Raw genomic sequence first — 18,604 nt, 5'->3', positions numbered from 1 at the left:
TACGGCGTCGAGGAACGCCGTGCCGGTCGGCCGTTTCCCCGGTGGTCCGGCGGGTCTCGAGGGCGCGCGACCGGCGGCGGGCAGGACGGCAGGACGGGGTCGCCGGTCAGGTGAGCGGCACGCTCCACTCCAGGTGGGTCCCGCCCTGCGGCCGGGCCGCCGCGTGGAAGGAGCCGCCCAGCCGCTCGGCGTCCCTGCGCGCCTCGGCCAGTTCCAGGGCCAGGGCCGCCTGCCCGGCGAAGGCGTGCAGGGTGCGCACGTCGGCGTGGCTGAACGGCAGGCGGCCCACGCGCTTGCCCAGCTTCAGCAGGGGGGCAGACAAGATAAGCGTCAAAGGGGCACGACGGGGCTCCGATAGGCATGACGGAAGGTCCGGCCGTGGCTGCTCAGAGATCCTCGACGTAGGCGGCGGCGATGTCGTCGGGTGGGTTGGTATACAGCTTCAGAGGGCGGTTCGCGAGCTGATGTCCCCTTCGCCGCTGGGGTTGGGCAAGGCGAGCTGGTCGGAGGCTCGTCGCCGGGCTACGAGCGTGGCCGAGTGAACAAGCCCGGCTCGATCTCGATGAGAATGCCGCGGCTGACCAGGCGCTTGAGCTTGGAACGGATGTTCTCGGTGTTCTTGGCCACGATGGGCAGGTCCAGGGCCTGGCACAGGTCGCGGGCGCGCAGAGGCCGGTCGACATCGGCGAAGACGGTCATGATCTGCTGGTAGGCAGGGTGGTCCGGCAGCACGGGAACCGGTGCCGGCGGTTCCGCATCGTGATCATCATCGCCGGTGAGCGAGAGCAAGGTCTTTCGGGTGATCCGCAGATGCTCGACCGCCTCACCGAGCTCGCCCAGATGGGCGTTCAGCGCGTCGATCTGCGCCTGGAGCTGCTCGATCCGATGCGTCAACGCCTGCTCACGAGCGTCGATCCTGTCCAGCAGCCACGTGCCGGGATCGGGTGGGAGCGCATGGAGCCCGCTCACGTCGACCGCCACGACGGCGCGGGCGCCCGGGTCAGGCGACGGGACATCACATCCGTCATCGCCCAGTACACCCGCGACTCGGAGGTGGCCGGCAGGTGCTCGTAGTCGCGCACCAGGCGCCGGTGCAGCATCAAGGTGCCGTAGGTCTGCTCGACGATCCAGCGTTTGTGCTGGGGGACGAATCCCGTGTCGGCCCGGTTGCGCTCGACGATCTGAACGTCGATCCCCAAGGCGGCGCCGTGGGCGACGACCGTGTTCTTGAAGCCCTGGTCGGCCAGGGCCGTGGTCACGGTGCCGCCGGTCTGCGCGGTGATGCGGTCCAGCAGCGCCGTTCCCGCGGTGTTGTCGTGTGCGGAGGCGGCGAGCACCACCGCCGCGATGACCAGCCCGAGCGTGTCGGTGGCCAGGCCGCGTTTGCGTCCCGGGACCTTCTTGGCCGCGTCTTTTCCGGTCGTGGCGGCGGGGACGCCGGCCGAGGCGTGCACGCTCTGGGTGTCCAGCACGACCAGGCTCGGATCGGCCTTTCGTCCTTTGCTCTCCCGCAGATACCAGCGCAGCAGGTCGTGGATCACTTGGGCGGTGCCGTCGTCGCGCCACTTGGCGAAGTGGTAGTACGTCGCGCTCTTGGGCGGCAGGTCGTGGGGCAGGTACTCCCATTGGACGCCGGTCCGGCCCTGGTACAGGATCGCGTTGATGATCTCGCGCATCGTGTAGGTGCCCTGGTGGCCGCTGACCGACGGGTGCGCGGCCTTCCACGCGGTGAGCACCGGCTCGATCAGCGCCCACTGCTCGTCGGAGAGGTCGCTGGGGTACGGCTTGCGCTCGCTCACCCGGTCATTTCAGCATGTCCGAGCCCACCACCCAGTGGTAACGCTAAATATCCACCTAACCACACTGTGACATCACGGGCATCAACTCGCGAACCGCCCTCTCAAGCCCAGGCAACGGCGCACATGGTCGACGACCACCTCCGGGATCTCCTGCCGAGAGGGGAAACGCGCCATCTTCTGGAAGCACTTCAACGCCAGCACCACGGCGAACAACGGCTCCGGACCGCCGGTCCGCTCGCGGGCCCAGGCGATCTCCTCGGCCGTCGGAGTGAAGAACACATGCAGCACCCGCGCCGGGGTCAGGCGCTTGAACTGCGGGTAGGCGGTCCGCTCGATCGAGGTCACGCGAGCCCTTTCCAGCTGAACGCATGCAGGACGCGCACACCGTAGCGGTAGATGATCAGGGCATACCCGCCAGTTCACCGAACCGCAACCAAACCAGTTCAGACAGTCACACCTCAGGTACTGAAATGGCCTCTGACCTGCGGCGTGCCCCTTTGACGCTTATCTTGTCTGCCCCCCAGCACGCCGCGCGCGCCGCCGGCCGCGCCCAGCGGCACGGCGGCCACCGGCCCCACCGCCAGGTGCTCGGCGGTCAGGGTCAGCAGGTCGGTCTCGGCGGGCTCGTTGAGCCTGACTGGTTCGCCACCGAGCAGGGCGGCGCCGGCCAGGGAGCCGGCGACGGGCACGCGGCGGCCGGTCAGGGAGTCGGCGGCCTCGCCGTCGGCGAGCACCACCTGCAGGTCCTGGCGGGCGTCGTCGGCAGCAGGACGGCCGCGACGTCGGCGTCGGCCATCGCCCGCGCGCCGGGCCAGGCGGGCCAGGACGTCGGAGGGCTCGGCGCCCGACAGCAGGCTGGTGGTGATCTCCGCCGACGCCTGCAGCCAGGTCTCGCGCCGCCGCGTGTCCTCGTACAGGCGGGCGTTCTCGATGGCCACGCCCGCGGCGAGGCCCACGGGGACGAACTGCACCAGGGTGCGCTCCTCGCCGATCACGCCGAGCGCGCCGTAACCGGCGTCGACCAGGGTGGCGGCGGTGGCGACGATGCGGTGCAGCACGGTCTCCAGGTCCAGGTCGCTGCCGACCGAGACGACGGCCTCCAGCAGGGCGTGCACCCGGTCGCGGGTGGCCAGGACCGCCTCCAGCCGCACCTGCAGCTCCGACAGCAGGTCGTCCAGCCGCATGTGGGTGCTCAAAGAGCGCCGTCGCCCGTCGGTCATAACGGGAGCCTCGCATCCGGGCCGGATCCGCGGCCACCCGAGGCGGATGCCGCCGCCCTTCACCGGGCGGGCCCGGCTGCCCGCGGGACGGCTGCGGCGGTGAGGTGGTCGCAGGAGCAAGGCGTCCGGGGTGTGCCGGTCCGGGGCGGTTTCGACCGGTGCCACCAGAGGGAAGAAAGTGACATAAAGGACAAATGGGATTAACGGTGCGAACCGTGAAAGACATCCCAGGAGCGTAGATGTCAAGCTGCAAGCGATTCGGCGTGATGCGACCAAGCGGTCGCTTCGTCGTAGAGCGTGCCGGTCTTGAGGCAGCCGTGCAGGATACCGACGAGGCGGTTGGCGAGCTGGCGCAGGGCGGCGTTGCGGCCGCAGCCGCGGGCCCGCTGCCGGTCGTAGTAGGCGCGTGCGCCGGGCGAGAATCTCAGGGTGCTGAACGCCTGGGTGAGCAGGGCGTCGATGAGCCGGTCGTTGTACACGAACCGGGCCAGGGCGACCTTCTTCTTGCCGGACGCGCGGGTGATCGGGGAGGTCCCGGCGTAGTTCTTACGGGCCTTGGCGTTGGCATAGCGGGTGGGATCGTCGCCGAACTCTGCGAGCACCCGGGCGCCCAGGACCGGCCCCAGCCCGGGCTGGGACAGGACGATCTCAGCGGCCGGGTGCTGGCCAAAATGCTCCTCCACCTGCCCTTGCAGCGTCTTGATCTGGGCGTTGAGCACGCCCAGGACGGCGATCAACGCCTGGACGGAGGCGGCGTAGGCGGCGGTCACGACCTCGGGCTGGCCCAGGTGCTCGGCGCGCGGCGCGGCCTGGAGCGCGGCGGCCTTGTCGGCGACGTTCTTGCGGCGGGCCCGCTTGAGCGCGGCGCTGATCTGCCCGATCGTCAGCCGGGCGGCCTGGGCCGGGGTGGGTGCCTTGGCCAGCAGCTCCAGCGCATCGGCGGCGTCCAGGTCCTCGAACGCGGTCAGCGCGGCGGGGAAGTAGTCGCGCAACGCGTGCCGCAGCCGCTGGGTGTGCCGGGTGCGTTCCCAGATCAGCGTCTTGTGGGTGCGGGTCACGACCTTGACGGCCTCGGCCTGCGGGCTGTCCCCGGCCACGGGACGCAGCTCGTGGGAGTGGGTACGGGCCATGTCGGCCAGCACGTGCGCGTCGCCGGCGTCGCTCTTGGCTCCGGAGACGCCGAGCCGGTCGCGGAAGCGGGCGGCCTGCAGCGGGTTGACCGCCAGCACGGTGTATCCGGCGGCGACCAGCGCCCGCACCCACGGGCCGCGGTCGGTCTCGATCCCGACCAGCACCTCGGTCTCGTCGGCGTCGTCTCCGGCCAGCTCACCGACGATCGCGTGCAGCCGGGCCATCCCGGCCACGCCCTCGGGCAGGCGGGCCTTGGCCAGGCGTCGGCCGGAGGCGTCCATCACCTCCACATCGTGATGATCTTCGGCCCAGTCGTCTCCCACGAACAGTCGCAACGGTCCTCCCGCTCTCGATGCCGATCACCTTCAGCAGCCCGCGGGAGAACCATCAGCGACCTAATCAAGCAGTGCTCACATCCAGGCGGGCGGGCACGACATCCCATCAGCGATCAACTCTCCCGGCCGACCGGCAGGGGCACGGTCTTTCATCAGGACTCAAGGTCCAGGAGAAGAAAGTGCTCACCTGCCGGCGGCTACCACCAGGAGTCTGCCGGATGGCTTACTCCCAGAACTGATTAGGAGAGGGCGCCGGGCCGGGTACTCGGCGGCGGGATTGGCGACCCCCGCCCGGTCCACGGCCCACCCGCGTCCGGCCCGGCCTACGCCAGCCGGATCGGACGCGCAGCTCGCCGCCCTGGCCCAAATGGCAGAGGCGCCGCGCTCAGGTCGCGGAGGTTCCGGGTTCGAATCCCGGGGGCGGCACGACGGTCCGCCTGTGGTGGCGGTCAGCGTCCGCGGTTCTCGTCGAACGGCTCGTCACTCCAGCGGAACCATGCCCGGTCCTCCTCGACGTGCAGGAGGAACTCCGCGACGGGACCCGACGGCGCCACCATGGAGACGGCCTTCCGGATCTCTTCGTAGACCTCCTCCCACTCGTCCCACCTCTGCTCCTCCATCAGTTCGAGATCGCGATCGAACAGCGGCTTCACCTCGGCGAACGCCGGCCCGGGCGTGAAGTGCCCGGACAGCCACGGGAAGTCGGCGTCCTCGATGAGGATCTCCCCGACGAGTTCCCGCCCGCGCAGCACACGCCAGATCCCGCCCACGAATCCCATGTCCGTTTCCCGTCGCAGTGGTGTCGCAGTGATCGAGGTCGTCACGGCTCAGCGTCCCAGACGGCCATGACAGACCGAGCGCGTCGCCCGCGATTTCCGCGGACACGACACAAATCGAAAAGGCCACTCCCCGCTGCGGGGAATGGCCGATGAAATGGGTGGGGCTACCAGGACTTGAACCTGGGACCTCTTCCTTATCAGGGAAGCGCTCTAACCGTCTGAGCTATAGCCCCTCGTCGTGCGGAAACCGTATCGCATCCCCGGGGGGAAGGCGAATCCGGCCGCTCGAACAGGGAAAAGCTTACCGTGTTCCGGGACCTGCTCGCGCCACGTCCCCGGATCCGGTCCGGGGACGTGGCGCGAGCGGTCACTCGGCCTCGCTGAAGGTCACCTCGACGCCGCCCACCAGGTCGGAGGCGACGTTGTAGATGACCGCGCCCAGGGTGGACAGGGCGGTGATGAGCACCACGTTCACCGCGCCGATCAGGGCGGTGTAGCCGAGGATCCGGACCGGCTCGAACCAGGGGGCGATGTCGAAGCTGGTCTCGGAGGCCTTGCCGTCCGGGACGGTGAACTGGTTCACGATCTGGATGATCGAGTCGAAGACGCCGAGCGCGTTCAGCACCATGTACAGCACCGCGACCGCGACGAACAGCACCACGAAGCAGACCAGGGAGACCACGAAGCTGAACTTCATGGCCGACCACGGCTCGATCCTGCGCAGGACCAGGTGCGCCTTGCGGGGCGTCCTGGGCGCGGAGGAGTCCGAGGACTTCCTGTTGTCCATCCGCAGCGGCGAGGAGGAGCCCGGAGCCTTGCCGTCGACCGCGCTCGCCGTGCTCAGCGAGGGGGCGGCGTTGCCCGCCCGGGGAGCCGCGCTCGGGCCGGGGACCGTACCGGCCGGAGACCCCGGACCGGCGGCCGGGCCGTTGGGCGCCGGGGCAGCCGGGTTCCGCGGCGGGGCCGTCTGGGGCGACGGAGACGCCGGGGCCCCGGGCGACCAGGACGGACCGGCCTCGGCGGAGGCCGGGCGGATTCGCACCGTGGAGTCGGCCGGCTTCTCGTCGTCGTTCGCCTTCTTCATGCCGGACCCGCCCTTGGTGGTCTCGTCGGTCGCCGAACCATCGGTCTCCGGCGCGGAGGCACCGCCGTCGGCCGGTGACTCGACCACCTCCACGACATCCGCTTCAGTGGCCTTGTCCATCTTCTCCGTCACCTGCTCGCGTTTCGGTCGGGAGGGCGAGGACGGCCGCGGACCCGAACTGGCCTGAGCGCTCACCGGCTACTCCCCTTCCCCGTTTTCCTCGGTCTCCAACGCCTCGGCGCTCTCCAGCGCCTCGGCGTTGCGGGCGAGAGCCACGACGCTGTCCCCCTCGCTGAGGTTCATCAGCCGCACCCCCATGGTCTGGCGGCCCGACTGCTTGATCTCCCCGGCGCTGGTACGGATGACCCCGCCGGCCGACGTGATCGCGAAGACCTCGTCCTCGGCCCGCACCATCACCGCGCCGACAAGCCTGCCACGGGCGCTGACGATCTTCGCGGTCAGCACGCCCTTGCCGCCTCGTCCCTGCACAGGGTACTGATCCGCCGGAGTGCGCTTGGCGTAGCCGCCCTCGGTGGCGACCAGCACGTCGTCGCCGTCGGCGATCCGGTTCATCGCGAGCAGTTCGTCGCCCTCGAGGAAGCGCATGCCGATCACGCCGCTGGTCGCCCGCCCCATCGGCCTCAGCGCCTCGTCGGAGGCGGTGAAGCGGATGGACTGGGCGTTGCGGGAGACCAGCAGGAGGTCGTCCTCCTCCGACACCAGCCGCGCTGCGATCACCTCGTCATCTTCGCGCAGATTGATGGCGATGAGGCCACCGGTGCGCGGCGAGTCGTATTCGGCCAGGCGTGTCTTCTTCACCAGACCGCTCCGGGTGGCCAGCACGAGGTACGGCGCGACGTTGTAGTCGCGCATCGCCAGGACCTCCATGACGATCTCGTCCGGCTGCATGGCCAGCAGGTTCGCCAGGTGCTGGCCGCGGGCGTCCCGGCCGGCGTCGGGCAGTTCGTACGCCTTGACCCGGTAGACGCGGCCCTTGTTCGTGAAGAACAGCAGCCAGTGGTGCGTCGTGGTGACGAAGAAGTGGTCGACGATGTCGTCCTGGCGGAGCTGCGCGCCGCGCACGCCCTTGCCGCCGCGCTTCTGCGCCCGGTAGAGGTCGGTGTTGGTGCGCTTGGCGTAGCCGCCCCGGGTGATCGTGACGACCATGTCCTCCTCGGCGAGGAGGTCCTCGATCGACATGTCCGCCTCGTAGGCGATGATCTCCGTCTTGCGCTCGTCGCCGTACTTCGCGGTGATCTCGGAGATCTCGTCGAAGACGATCGTGCGCTGCCGCTCGGGCGAGGCGAGGATGGCCTGGTAGTCGGTGATCTGCGCCATCAGCGAGTCGTACTCGTCGATGATCTGCTGCCGCTCCAGGGCGGCCAGCTTGCGCAGCTGCATGTCCAGGATGGCCTGCGCCTGGATCTGGTCGATCTCCAGCAGCGCCATCAGGCCGCCCTGCGCCTCGGCCGCCGAGGGCGACCGGCGGATCAGCGCGATGACCTCGTCCATCCGGTCGAGCGCCTTGAGCAGCGCGCTCAGGATGTGGGCCCGCTCCTCGGCCTTGCGCAGCAGGTAGCGCGTCCGGCGGACGACGACCTCGATCTGGTGGTCGATGTAGTGGCGGACGAACTGGTCGAGCCGGAGCGTACGCGGCACCCCGTCCACCAGGGCCAGCATGTTGGCGCCGAAGGTGGTCTGCAGCTGGGTGTGCTTGTAGAGGTTGTTCAGCACGACCTTGGCGACCGCGTCGCGCTTGAGCACGATCACCAGGCGCTGGCCGACCCGGGAGGAGCTCTCGTCGCGGACGTCGGCGATGCCGCTGATCCGGCCGTCCTTCACCGACTCGGCGATCGACAGCGCCAGGTTGTCCGGGTTGACCATGTAGGGCAGCTCGGTGATGACCAGGCACTGGCGGCCCTTGGCGTCCTCCTCGACCTCCACGATCGCCCGCATGGTGATCGAACCGCGGCCGGTCCGGTAGGCGTCGTCGATGCCGCGGCGGCCGACGATGAGCGCGCCGGTCGGGAAGTCGGGCCCCTTGACCCGCTCGATCAGCGCCTCGAGCAGCTCCTCGTCGTCCGCCTCGGGGTGCTGCAGGGCCCACTTGACGCCCTCGGCCACCTCGCGCAGGTTGTGCGGCGGGATGTTGGTCGCCATGCCGACCGCGATGCCGGCCGACCCGTTGACCAGCAGGTTCGGGAACCGCGACGGCAGGACCAGCGGCTCCTGCGAGCGCCCGTCGTAGTTGGGCTGGAAGTCAACGGTGTCCTTGTCGATGTCACGGATCATCTCCATGGCGATCGGCGCGAGCTTGCACTCGGTGTACCGCATGGCGGCCGGCATGTCGTTGCCCGGCGATCCGAAGTTGCCCTGGCCGTCGACCAGGGTGTAGCGCAGCGCCCAGGGCTGCGCCAGCCGTACGACGGTCCCGTAGATCGAGGAGTCGCCGTGCGGGTGGTAGGAGCCCATCACGTCGCCGACGACGCGGGAGCACTTGAAGTAGCCGCGGTCGGGCCGGTAGCCGCCGTCGTACATCGCGTAGAGCACGCGGCGGTGGACCGGCTTGAGGCCGTCGCGGACGTCGGGCAGCGCGCGGGACACGATGACGGACATCGCGTAGTCCATGTAGCTGCGCTGCATCTCCGACTGGATGTCGACCGGCTCGATGCGTTCGGCGGGCGCGGGCGGGATGTTCACATCCGTCACGGGTGATGGATCCTTTTCGGGAGTCGGAGAGGGTCGGTACGGCTGCCGCTACACATCGAGGAAGCGCACGTCCCGCGCGTTCCTGATGATGAAGGAGCGGCGGGCCTCGACGTCCTCTCCCATGAGGACGCTGAACAGCTCGTCGGCCTGGGCCGCGTCGTCCAGGGTGACCTGGCGCAGGAGCCGCGTCTCGGGGTTCATCGTGGTCTCCCAGAGCTGGGAGGCGTTCATCTCGCCCAGGCCCTTGAAGCGCTGGATGCCGTCGTGCGCGCGCGGGTCGCGCTTGCCGCGGGCGATGCCGTCGCTGATGATCGCGTCCCGCTCCTGGTCGGAGTAGGCGTAGGAGGCGTCCTCGCCCCGGCGGTCCCACTTGATCTTGTAGAGCGGCGGCTGGGAGAGGTAGACGTGGCCGGCCTCGATCAGCGGCCGCATGAAGCGGAACAGCAGCGTGAGCAGGAGCGTGTTGATGTGCTGACCGTCGACGTCGGCGTCGGCCATCAGGATGAGCTTGTGGTAGCGGAGCTTGGCGATGTCGAACTCGTCGTGCACCCCGGTGCCCATCGCGGTGATCAGCGCCTGGACCTCGGTGTTCTTGAGCACCTTGTCGATGCGGGCCTTCTCCACGTTCAGGATCTTGCCGCGGATGGGCAGGATGGCCTGGAACTTGGAGTCGCGGCCGCCCTTGGCGGAGCCGCCCGCCGAGTCGCCCTCGACGATGAACAGCTCGCACTTCTCCGGGTCGCTCCACTGGCAGTCGGCCAGCTTCCCGGGCAGGCCGGAACCGGACTCCAGCAGCGACTTGCGCCGGGTCAGGTCGCGGGCCTGGCGGGCCGCGATGCGGGCGCGAGCGGCCTGCAGGGACTTGTTGATGACGTCCTTGGCCTCGCCGGGGTTGCGCTCGAACCAGTCGCGCAGGTGGTCGTTGCAGGCCTTCTGGACGAACGACTTGGCCTCGGTGTTGCCCAGCTTGGTCTTGGTCTGGCCCTCGAACTGCGGGTCGGCCAGCTTCACCGAGATGATCGCGGTGAGCCCCTCGCGGATGTCCTCACCGGACAGGTTGTCGTCCTTGCCCTCCTTGAGGAACTTCTGCTCGCGCGCGTAGCGGTTGACGATCGACGTCAGCGCGGCGCGGAAGCCCTCCTCGTGGGTGCCGCCCTCGGCCGTGTTGATCGTGTTGGCGAAGGTGTAGACCGACTCGCTGTAGGAGTTGTTCCACTGCATGGCGATCTCGACCGAGATGCCGTCGCCCTGCTCCTCGAAGTCGATCACCGAGACGTGGGCGGGCTCCTTCTTGGCGTTGAGGTGCCTGACGAAGTCGGACAGGCCGCCCTCGTAGTGGTAGACGACCTCGGTCGGCTCTTCCTCGATGATGTGGTCGGGCCGCTCGTCCCGCAGGGAGATCGTCAGGCCCTTGTTGAGGAAGGCCATCTCCTGGAAGCGGCGCGAGAGCGTCTCGAAGTTCCACGTGGTGGTCTCGAAGATGGTGTCGTCGGCCCAGAAGGTGATCGAGGTGCCGGTCTCGGCCGTCTCCTCGCCCTTGACCAGCGGGCCGGTGGGCCGGGTGTCGGCGTAGCTCTGCCGCCAGTAGTGGCCGTCTCGGCGGATCTCCACCTCCAGCCGGTGGGACAGGGCGTTCACCACGGAGACGCCGACGCCGTGCAAGCCGCCGGAGACCGCGTAGGACTTGCTGTCGAACTTGCCGCCCGCGTGCAGCACGGTCAGCACGACCTCGACCGCGGGGCGCTTCTCGACGGGGTGCAGGCCGACGGGGATGCCGCGGCCGTTGTCGACGACCCTGACGCCGTTGTCGGCCAGGAGCGTGACCTCGATCCGGTCGGCGTGCCCGGCCAGGGCCTCGTCGACGGAGTTGTCCACCACCTCGTAGACGAGGTGGTGGAGGCCGCGCTCCCCGGTCGATCCGATGTACATGCCCGGGCGTTTGCGGACGGCCTCGAGCCCTTCGAGAACGGTGATTGAGCTAGCGTCGTAGGACAAGTGTGAAATCCTCCTGCCGAGGACACGCGGCGCGGGCACACTCAGCCCCACCGTGCCCGTCACCGTCGTGAATGCCCCGATGCGCTCACCCGAGGGAGTCGGCTTTCAGGCCGGGGTGACACGCAAACGGACGTGTCCGGAATCCTGCTTCATTCTAGCGGCTCGGAACACATCATGCGGCATTGACGGGCCCTGAAAGCCTCCCAGACGAGTCGATCATCGTTTCAAGCATCCCCCTACCGGGGCGGGAGTCGTCGCGCCAGAGGGCCGCTGATCCGTTTGAGCCCGGCCGAACAGGGGATGGGCGCCTGTTTCGGGGCTCCGGTCGGTCCCCGCGCGGCGCCGGCGGCGACGGGGCCGGAAGAACCGGTCGGCGTGGGAACCCCGGCGGATCCCGGCCGAAACCCGGCCGCGGGGACCGTCGGCATCCGCCCGCAGATGTCGCGCGGCCCCGGCTCCCGGTCCCCCGCAGCTGCCGTCAGGTCTTCGTCGAAGGTCACCCGCAGGCGCCGCCAGGTCTCCGCCGCCAGGTCTCCGCCGGTGGTCACCCGTAGGTGTCGCCCGGTCCCCGGCTCCCGGTCACCCGCAGTCTCCCGCTGCGCGGCGGGCCGTTCTGCGGCCCCTGCACGTTGATGCGCCGTACGGTCCCGTCGCCGAGCTCCTCGTTCAGCCGCCTGACCACCTGCCCTGCCAGCAGCCGTACCGCCGAGGCCCAGACGGTGGACTCCGCGACGACCACGACCTCGCCGTCGGCGAAGCTCGTCGGAGTGGTGTGCGCGGCCACCTCCGGGCCGACGATCTCGTGCCAGCGCCCGAAGACCCCGCCGACCGCCACCGGCTCCTTCCAGCCCCGGTCGGCGAGCAGGTCGCTGATGGCCTGCCCGAAGAGCTGCGGGTCCCCCGACGCCCGGCGCGGCCCCGCGGCCTTTCGCCGGGGCTCGCGCGGCAGCTGCCCGCGCTTGGCCGCGTCGGCCTTCGCCTGGGCCAGTTTCTCCCTGGCCAGCGCCGCGCCCCTGGCGGTCGCGCTCTTGGCGGCGCCCCCGGCGGGACCGGGTACGGTCCCCGGCGCGGAACCGGAACCCGGCGGGGAGGCTCCTCCGTCTCCGGCCGGTCCCGTCCCGGGCTCCGGTGCCTGCTCAGCGGACACGGGTCACCATCCCCTCCGCCACGTCGAACCGGGCCCCGGCCAGCTCCGCGGGCACGTCGTCGGGGACCGCGGCGGTGATCAGCACCTGCTCGGCGGGGGCGACGAGCTCGGCCAGCCGGCGGCGGCGCTGCGCGTCCAGCTCGGCGAAGACGTCGTCGAGGATCAGCACCGGGTCGCCGCCGTCGGCCCGGAGCAGCTCGTAGGCGGCCAGCCGGAGGGCCAGGGCGAACGACCAGGACTCGCCGTGGCTGGCGTAGCCGCGCGCGGGCAGCTCCCCCAGGCCGAGGAAGACGTCGTCGCGGTGCGGGCCGACGAGGGTGACCCCGCGCTCCAGCTCGGCGCTGCGGACCTCCAGCAACCCGGCCCGGAGCGCCTCCTCCAGCACGGCCCGGTCGGGCGTGTCCGCGCCCGCAGACGTCGCAGACCCTGCAGACCCTGCAGACGTCGCAGACCCTGCAGCCCCTGTGGGCGCAGCGCCCCCGGCGTCCACAGAATCCACAGCCCCTGCGGTTCCTGTGGGCGCAGTGCCCCCATCGTCCACAGCCCCCGCGGCGGATCCTGCGGATCCTGTGGACACGCTGCTGCGGTACGCCAGATCCACCGGCGCGGAACCGGGTGCCAGCGAGGCGTAGGCGGCGGCCGCCAGCGGGCGCAGCGCCTCGACCAGCTCCAGCCGCGCCGCCAGCAGCTCGGCGCCGTGCCTGGCCAGGTGGGCGTTCCAGACCTCCAGCGTGCTCAGCACGTCACCGGCCCCGGCCGCCGCGAACGCGGCCTCGCTCTCGGCCCGCCGGCCGCTCCGCGCGGAGCTCCGCCCGCCGCGCCTGGCCTGAGCGGCGGTGCGCAGCAGGGCTCCGCGCTGCTTGAGCACCCGGTCGTAGTCGGCGCGGACCCCGGCGAACCTGGGGGCCCTGGCCACCAGCAGGTCGTCCAGGAACCGGCGGCGTTCGGCGGGGTCGCCCTTGACCAGGGCCAGGTCCTCCGGGGCGAACAGCACCGTGCGCAGCAGCCCGATGACGTCGCGCGGGCGGGAGACGGGGGAGCGGTTCAGCCTGGCCCGGTTGGCCCTGCCGGGGTTGATCTCCAGCTCGACCAGCGCCCGCCGGTCGTCGCGCACGACCACCGACCGCACGACGGCCCGCGCCGCCCCCTGCCGGACCAGCGGCCCGTCGGTGGCGACCCGGTGGCTCGACTGCGTGGCCACATAACCCAGCGCCTCGACCAGGTTGGTCTTGCCCTGCCCGTTCGGCCCCACGAAGGCCGTGGCGCCCGGCTCCAGGGCGAGTTCCACGGCGTCGTAGGACCGGAAGTCGGTCAGCGAGAGGTGGGCTACGTGCACGCCGTTACGTTAGTGCCTTCCCGTTCCTGCGGTGGCTGCGGGAGCCGGGCCGTACCGAAGGGGCATGGGCGGCGCAGGCGGCGGGCCGGGGGAGGCGCGGCGGTCGCGGATCCACAGGCTGTGGACGGATGCGGAGCGGCGCCACCGCCGCGCCGTACCCGTCCACATGCCCGTCCACGGCCTGTGGATCCGGGGAGGGCTCAGCCCTGGGCTTCGACCGGGGGGACGACGTCGGCGCCGGGGGCGTCGGCGCCCTTGGCGACCTCGCCCTCCTTGGCGGTGACGGCGTGCCCGCCGAACTGGTTGCGCAGCGCCGCGACCATCTTCATGGCGGGGGAGTCGTCCTGGCGGGAGGCGAACCGCGCGTACAGCGCGGCGGTGATGACGGGCAGCGGGACCGCGTGGTCCACCGCCGCCTGGACCGTCCACCGGCCCTCGCCGGAGTCCTGGGCGTAACCGCGCAGGCCCGACAGGTCGGAGTCCTCGTCCAGCGCCCGGACCAGCAGGTCGAGCAGCCAGGAGCGGATGACCGTGCCCTGCCGCCAGCTCTTGAAGGCACCCGGCACGTCCGTCACGATGTCGGCGGCCTCCAGCAGCTCCCAGCCCTCGGCGAAGGCCTGCATCATGCCGTACTCGATGCCGTTGTGGACCATCTTGGCGAAGTGGCCGGCGCCGATCCGGCCCGCGTGGACGAAGCCGTCCTCGCCCTCGGGCTTGAGGGTCTCGAAGACCGGCCGGAGCCGCTGGATGTCCTCCTCGGAACCGCCGACCATCAGCGCGTAGCCGTTCTCCAGGCCCCAGACGCCGCCGCTCACGCCGCAGTCGACGAAGCCGATCCCGCGGGCCGCCAGCTCGGCGCCGTGCTTCTGGTCGTCCACGTAGTGCGAGTTGCCGCCGTCGACGACGACGTCCCCGGCCGACAGCAGCTTGCCGAGCTCCTCGATCGTCGCCTGGGTCGGCGCACCCGCCGGGACCATGACCCACACCGCGCGCGGCGCCTGCAGCCGGTCCACCAGTTCCTGCAGGCTCCCGACGTCGCTGACGCCGGGGTCCCGGTCGTAACCGACGACGTCGTGACCGCCGCGGCGCAGCCGCTCGGCCATGTTGCCGCCCATCTTGCCCAGTCCGATCATGCCGATCTGCATGTGCCGTCCCCTTCAGGCTTGCCCAAACCATCCGTACCGCTGTGCCCTACGAGCATCCTCTTCCCGGGATCTCATCATCCACCCGGGTCCGGACCGGCTCGCCCGGGTCGTCCCGGAACCGCGGCCGCCACCGCGGCCCGTACGGCGCGCGACGCTGAGCGGCTCCCTGACCGCCCCACGGCCCCGCCGCCCTCCTCCACCGCCCCACCCGCCCCACGGGCTCCAGCGGAGCCCTGAACGGCTTCCCGGGGGCACCGGAGCGCTCTTCCCGGGAAGGACCGCGACCGCGCGGGCGGCGCCGGACCGCGCGGGTACGGCGGGCGGCGCCGGGTCAGCTGGACAGGCGGATCGGCATGATCAGGTAGCGGTAGGCGGTGGCCGCGTCGTCGTCCACAGGCTTGCCCGGGGTGAGGATGGCGGGCTTGGTGGAGGTGGTCATCTGCAGCCGGGCCACGTCGGAGTCGATCGCGTGCAGGCCCTCCAGCAGGAACTGGTGGTTGAAGGCGATGTTGATGTCGTCGCCCTCGAAGTCCACCGGCAGGACCTCCACCGCCTGCGCCTCGTCGCCGCTGCCCGCCTCCAGCACGACCTCTCCGCCGCGGAAGGCCATCCGGACGGGGGTGTTGCGCTCGGCGACCAGCGCCACGCGCTTGACGGCCTCGACGAACGAGGCCGTGGACAGGTCCGCGCGGGCGGAGAACTCGGTCGGCAGCAGCGAGCGGTACTTGGGGAACTCCGGGTCGAGCAGCCGGGTGGTGGTGCGCCGCCCGGCGCTGGAGAAGCCGATCATGCCTTCCCCCGTGCCGCCGACGGAGCTCATCGCGATCTCGACCTGCGCACCGGTGGACCCCAGGGCCTTGGCGGTGTCGGCGAGGGTCTTGCCGGGGATCATCGCGATCGCCGAGATGTCGGCCTGCTCCGGCTGCCACTTCAGCTCGCGCACGGCCAGGCGGTAGCGGTCGGTGGCGGCGAGGGTGACGGTGTCGCCCTCGATCTCCACCCGCACGCCGGTCAGCATCGGCAGGGTGTCGTCCTTGCCCGCCGCCACCGCGACCTGGCCGACCGCGGAGGCGAACACGTCGCTGCCGACGCGTCCGGCCGCCGGGGGCATGGCCGGCAGGGAGGGGTAGTCCTCCACAGGCATGGTGAGGAGGGTGAAGCGGGCGCTGCCGCAGGTGACGACGGCCTTGGCCCCCTCCACCACGAAATCCACAGGCTGTGCGGGGAGCGCGCGGGTGATCTCGGCGAGGAGCCTGCCGGAGACGAGGACCACTCCGGCCTCGCCCGTCTGCAGCTCGAGGGTCACCTCGGCGGAGACCTCGTAGTCGAAGCCGGAGAGTTTCAGCTGACCGTCCTCCGTGACCTCGAGGCGCATGCCGGCCAGCACCGGCACGGAGGGACGCGCCGGAAGGCTGCGTGCCGTCCATGCGACCGCCTCTGCGAGCACGTCTCGGTCGACCCGGAACATCACGTGGATCTGCCTCCTGTGTATCGAGCGCTGTCCGCTCGGTGCCTTGGGGTTCAAGTGTTCACTGTCGCGCGCCTGCGCTGCCCCGGAACCCCTCTATGGGTCTTGAGTTTCTTGTTGAGAGATAAGTGGGGTCATCACAGTAGGGGGTGTGGAAACTGTGGACGGACCTCGTTTTCGCAGCTCACACCCTGTTTTTTCATCCACCGGGGGTGTGGGCGAAGCCTGTGGGAAACCAGCCCGCCTGTGGACGACCGAACTTTACCCACAGGCCGTCCCCAGGCGAGGGGGTCTTCATCCACCGGTAAACGATGGTTATCCACGAGGTTTCCCCAGGTTATCCACCGGGTACGAGACCGATTTGTCCCTGGGGAAAACTCTGCCCACAGGGCGTCCACACGTTGTCCACGGGTTGTCAACAAGTTGTCCCCAGGTTCTCCCCAGAGTTATCCCCAGGCAGGGAAGAAGGCGAGAACGGCTCATCATCGGTTCGCCCGTCCGAATTTTCCCGATCGCCCAGGTCGTCCCTGGCCGGGGCACTGATCCACAAGGTTTTCCACAGGCTGTGCATCATCTGTGCGGAACCGCTCACCCATTGCGGGACTGCTGCTTGATCCTCGTGGTGAGCTCGTTGACCTGGTTGTAGATCGAGCGCCGCTCCGCCATGAGCGAGCGGATCTTCCGGTCGGCGTGCATGACCGTGGTGTGGTCCCGGCCGCCGAACTGCTGGCCGATCTTCGGCAGCGACATGTCGGTGAGCTCCCGGCACAGGTACATCGCGATCTGCCGGGCGGTCACCAGGACGCGCGAGCGCGAGCCGCCGCACAGGTCGTCGATCGACAGGCCGAAATAGGTGGCGGTCGAGGCCATGATCGTGGCGATCGTGATCTCGGAGTCCGCGTCCTCGGTGATCAGATCCTTGAGCACGACCTCGGTGAGCTGCAGGTCCACCGACTGCCGGTTGAGGCTGGCGAACGCCGTCACCCGGATCAGCGCCCCCTCCAGCTCGCGGATGTTGGTGGAGATGCGGCTGGCGATGTACTCCAGCACCTCGGGCGGGGCGGCCAGCCCCTCCTGGATCGCCTTCTTGCGCAGGATCGCGATGCGGGTCTCCAGCTCCGGCGGCTGCACGTCGGTGATCAGACCCCACTCGAACCGGTTGCGGAGCCGGTCCTCCAGGGTGATCAGCTGCTTGGGCGCCCGGTCGCTGGAGATGACGATCTGCTTGTTGGCGTTGTGCAGGGTGTTGAAGGTGTGGAAGAACTCCTCCTGCGTCTGCTCCTTGCCCTCCAGGAACTGGATGTCGTCCACCAGCAGGATGTCCACGGCCCGGTAGCGGCCGCGGAAGTTGTCGGCCTTGTGGTCGCGGATGGAGTTGATGAAGTCGTTGGTGAACTCCTCCGAGCTGACGTACCTCACCCGCGCGCCGTCGTAGAGGCTCTGCGCGTAGTGGCCGATCGCGTGCAGCAGGTGGGTCTTGCCCAGCCCGGAGTCGCCGTAGATGAACAGCGGGTTGTACGCCTTGGCCGGCGCCTCGGCCACCGCGACCGCGGCGGCGTGCGCGAAGCGGTTGCTGGAGCCGATGACGAAGGTCTCGAAGGTGTACTTCGGGTTCAGCCGCGCGGGCTCCCCCGGGGTGCGGCCGCCGCGGGAGTCCCACCTGTTCTGGGCGGGAGCGGGCACGGGCGCCGGACGGTCGAAGGCGCCGGACTCGGCGCGGGCCGACGCCGGCTGCGGGGGATAGCCCCGCCCGCCGTACCCCTGGCCCTGGTCCTGCTCCACCGGAGGAGGCACGGGCGCGGGCGGAGCCGGACGGTACGGCTGCGCGTTCTCCTCCCGCTGGGGATAGTCGCCCTCGCCCTGGGGATAGGGGAAGGAGAACCCCTGACCCTGTGGCCGGGACTGTGGATAGTCGGTGGACGGCGGCGCGGCCGGGCGCGGCGCGGGATAAGGGTGCTGCTGGCCGGAACCCCCGTGGTGCTGGGGGTTCCCGCCCTGTGCATAACCCTGCTGCGGCCCGGTGTCCTGGGGATAACCCGCTCCGGAGGCCTGGGGATATGTCTCCCGGGGACGGGATGGGCCGCTCCCGGCGCGGCCGGTGCTCCCGGTGCTCCCCGCGCCGGGGCCCGGATTCGCGTTCGCGCTCGCGGCGGGGTCCACCATGACCGCGAAGCGCATCGGACGGCCCATCTCCTGGGAGAGCGCCTGGGTGACCAGGGGGCGGAGCTTGTTCTCCAGCACGTCCCGGGCGAAGTCGGTGGGCGCGGCGAGCACCACGGTGTCGTTCATGAGCCCGAAGGGCACGGTCTGGCCGAGCCACGCGCGGTGGATGGGCGGGACGTCCTCATGAAGGGAACTCGCCAGCACCCGCGCCCACACCGCGCCGAGTTCCATTTCGTCCATGGCCCGGCTCCCCTCCTTCGACGCGGCCCCCGTGAGCTCACCGCGATCCGCTC

14 protein-coding genes, 2 tRNA genes and 1 pseudogene are annotated in these 18,604 nt (G+C 70.3%); 1 reads left to right on the top strand and 16 read right to left on the bottom strand.

Annotated elements, in window-relative coordinates; translation table 11 throughout:
- Window positions 1–106: 106 nt before the first annotated feature.
- The 6 genes and pseudogenes from ACWJ6R_RS00830 to ACWJ6R_RS00805 form a co-directional block, all read right to left on the bottom strand.
- Window positions 107–322: a hypothetical protein gene (locus tag ACWJ6R_RS00830; protein ID WP_449060348.1), complete on the bottom strand. Its 216-nt coding sequence runs from the start codon at window positions 320–322 to the stop codon at window positions 107–109.
- 200 nt (window positions 323–522) lie between these two features.
- Window positions 523–981 carry a hypothetical protein gene (locus ACWJ6R_RS00825; protein ID WP_449060347.1) on the bottom strand — a complete coding sequence of 153 codons (459 nt, stop codon included), beginning with the start codon at window positions 979–981 and terminating at the stop codon, window positions 523–525.
- Window positions 966–1,799: an IS5 family transposase gene (locus tag ACWJ6R_RS00820; protein ID WP_449060346.1), complete on the bottom strand. Its 834-nt coding sequence runs from the start codon at window positions 1,797–1,799 to the stop codon at window positions 966–968. Before ACWJ6R_RS00820 ends, ACWJ6R_RS00825 begins: the two co-directional genes overlap by 16 nt.
- Before the next feature lie 96 nt (window positions 1,800–1,895).
- Window positions 1,896–2,144 (bottom strand): annotated as a pseudogene (locus ACWJ6R_RS00815) (DUF4158 domain-containing protein); the annotation flags it as partial.
- Between the two features lie 113 nt (window positions 2,145–2,257).
- Window positions 2,258–3,019: a hypothetical protein gene (locus tag ACWJ6R_RS00810; protein ID WP_449060345.1), complete on the bottom strand. Its 762-nt coding sequence runs from the start codon at window positions 3,017–3,019 to the stop codon at window positions 2,258–2,260.
- Between the two features lie 242 nt (window positions 3,020–3,261).
- Complete coding sequence (locus ACWJ6R_RS00805; protein ID WP_449060344.1) at window positions 3,262–4,485, bottom strand: IS110 family transposase; 1,224 nt, start codon at window positions 4,483–4,485, stop codon at window positions 3,262–3,264.
- 352 nt (window positions 4,486–4,837) lie between these two features.
- Between ACWJ6R_RS00805 and ACWJ6R_RS00800 the strand changes: the two genes are divergently transcribed.
- A tRNA-Leu gene (locus ACWJ6R_RS00800) sits at window positions 4,838–4,911 on the top strand.
- A 23-nt stretch (window positions 4,912–4,934) separates the two neighbouring features.
- Here ACWJ6R_RS00800 and ACWJ6R_RS00795 read toward each other — a convergent pair.
- The 10 genes from ACWJ6R_RS00795 to dnaA form a co-directional block, all read right to left on the bottom strand.
- On the bottom strand, window positions 4,935–5,264 hold the full coding sequence (locus ACWJ6R_RS00795) for a hypothetical protein (protein WP_449060343.1): 330 nt from the start codon (window positions 5,262–5,264) through the stop codon (window positions 4,935–4,937).
- A gap of 159 nt (window positions 5,265–5,423) precedes the next feature.
- Window positions 5,424–5,497, bottom strand: a tRNA-Ile gene (locus tag ACWJ6R_RS00790).
- Between the two features lie 134 nt (window positions 5,498–5,631).
- Window positions 5,632–6,468 (bottom strand): DUF3566 domain-containing protein, encoded by an 837-nt coding sequence (locus ACWJ6R_RS00785; RefSeq protein WP_449060342.1) that lies wholly within the window; start codon window positions 6,466–6,468, stop codon window positions 5,632–5,634.
- 78 nt (window positions 6,469–6,546) lie between these two features.
- Window positions 6,547–9,057, bottom strand: a complete 2,511-nt coding sequence (gene gyrA, locus ACWJ6R_RS00780) for a DNA gyrase subunit A (RefSeq protein ID WP_449060341.1) — start codon at window positions 9,055–9,057, stop codon at window positions 6,547–6,549.
- A gap of 48 nt (window positions 9,058–9,105) precedes the next feature.
- Entirely contained in the window at window positions 9,106–11,052 is a 1,947-nt protein-coding gene (gyrB, locus tag ACWJ6R_RS00775; RefSeq protein WP_449060340.1) for a DNA topoisomerase (ATP-hydrolyzing) subunit B, read from the bottom strand.
- A gap of 544 nt (window positions 11,053–11,596) precedes the next feature.
- Window positions 11,597–12,199, bottom strand: a complete 603-nt coding sequence (locus ACWJ6R_RS00770) for a DciA family protein (RefSeq protein WP_449060339.1) — start codon at window positions 12,197–12,199, stop codon at window positions 11,597–11,599.
- On the bottom strand, window positions 12,189–13,535 hold the full coding sequence (locus ACWJ6R_RS00765; RefSeq protein ID WP_449060338.1) for a DNA replication/repair protein RecF: 1,347 nt from the start codon (window positions 13,533–13,535) through the stop codon (window positions 12,189–12,191). The genes ACWJ6R_RS00770 and ACWJ6R_RS00765 overlap by 11 nt, the downstream gene beginning before the upstream one ends.
- Window positions 13,536–13,735: 200 nt before the next feature.
- Window positions 13,736–14,680: a phosphogluconate dehydrogenase (NAD(+)-dependent, decarboxylating) gene (gnd, locus tag ACWJ6R_RS00760; RefSeq protein WP_449060337.1), complete on the bottom strand. Its 945-nt coding sequence runs from the start codon at window positions 14,678–14,680 to the stop codon at window positions 13,736–13,738.
- 331 nt (window positions 14,681–15,011) lie between these two features.
- On the bottom strand, window positions 15,012–16,151 hold the full coding sequence (dnaN, locus tag ACWJ6R_RS00755) for a DNA polymerase III subunit beta (protein ID WP_449060336.1): 1,140 nt from the start codon (window positions 16,149–16,151) through the stop codon (window positions 15,012–15,014).
- A gap of 585 nt (window positions 16,152–16,736) precedes the next feature.
- Window positions 16,737–18,551 carry a chromosomal replication initiator protein DnaA gene (gene dnaA, locus ACWJ6R_RS00750; RefSeq protein ID WP_449060335.1) on the bottom strand — a complete coding sequence of 605 codons (1,815 nt, stop codon included), beginning with the start codon at window positions 18,549–18,551 and terminating at the stop codon, window positions 16,737–16,739.
- Window positions 18,552–18,604 lie beyond the last annotated feature (53 nt).

It is taken from the genome of Planomonospora algeriensis (assembly GCF_977012225.1).
This window is presented reverse-complemented; position numbering and strand designations above follow the sequence as displayed.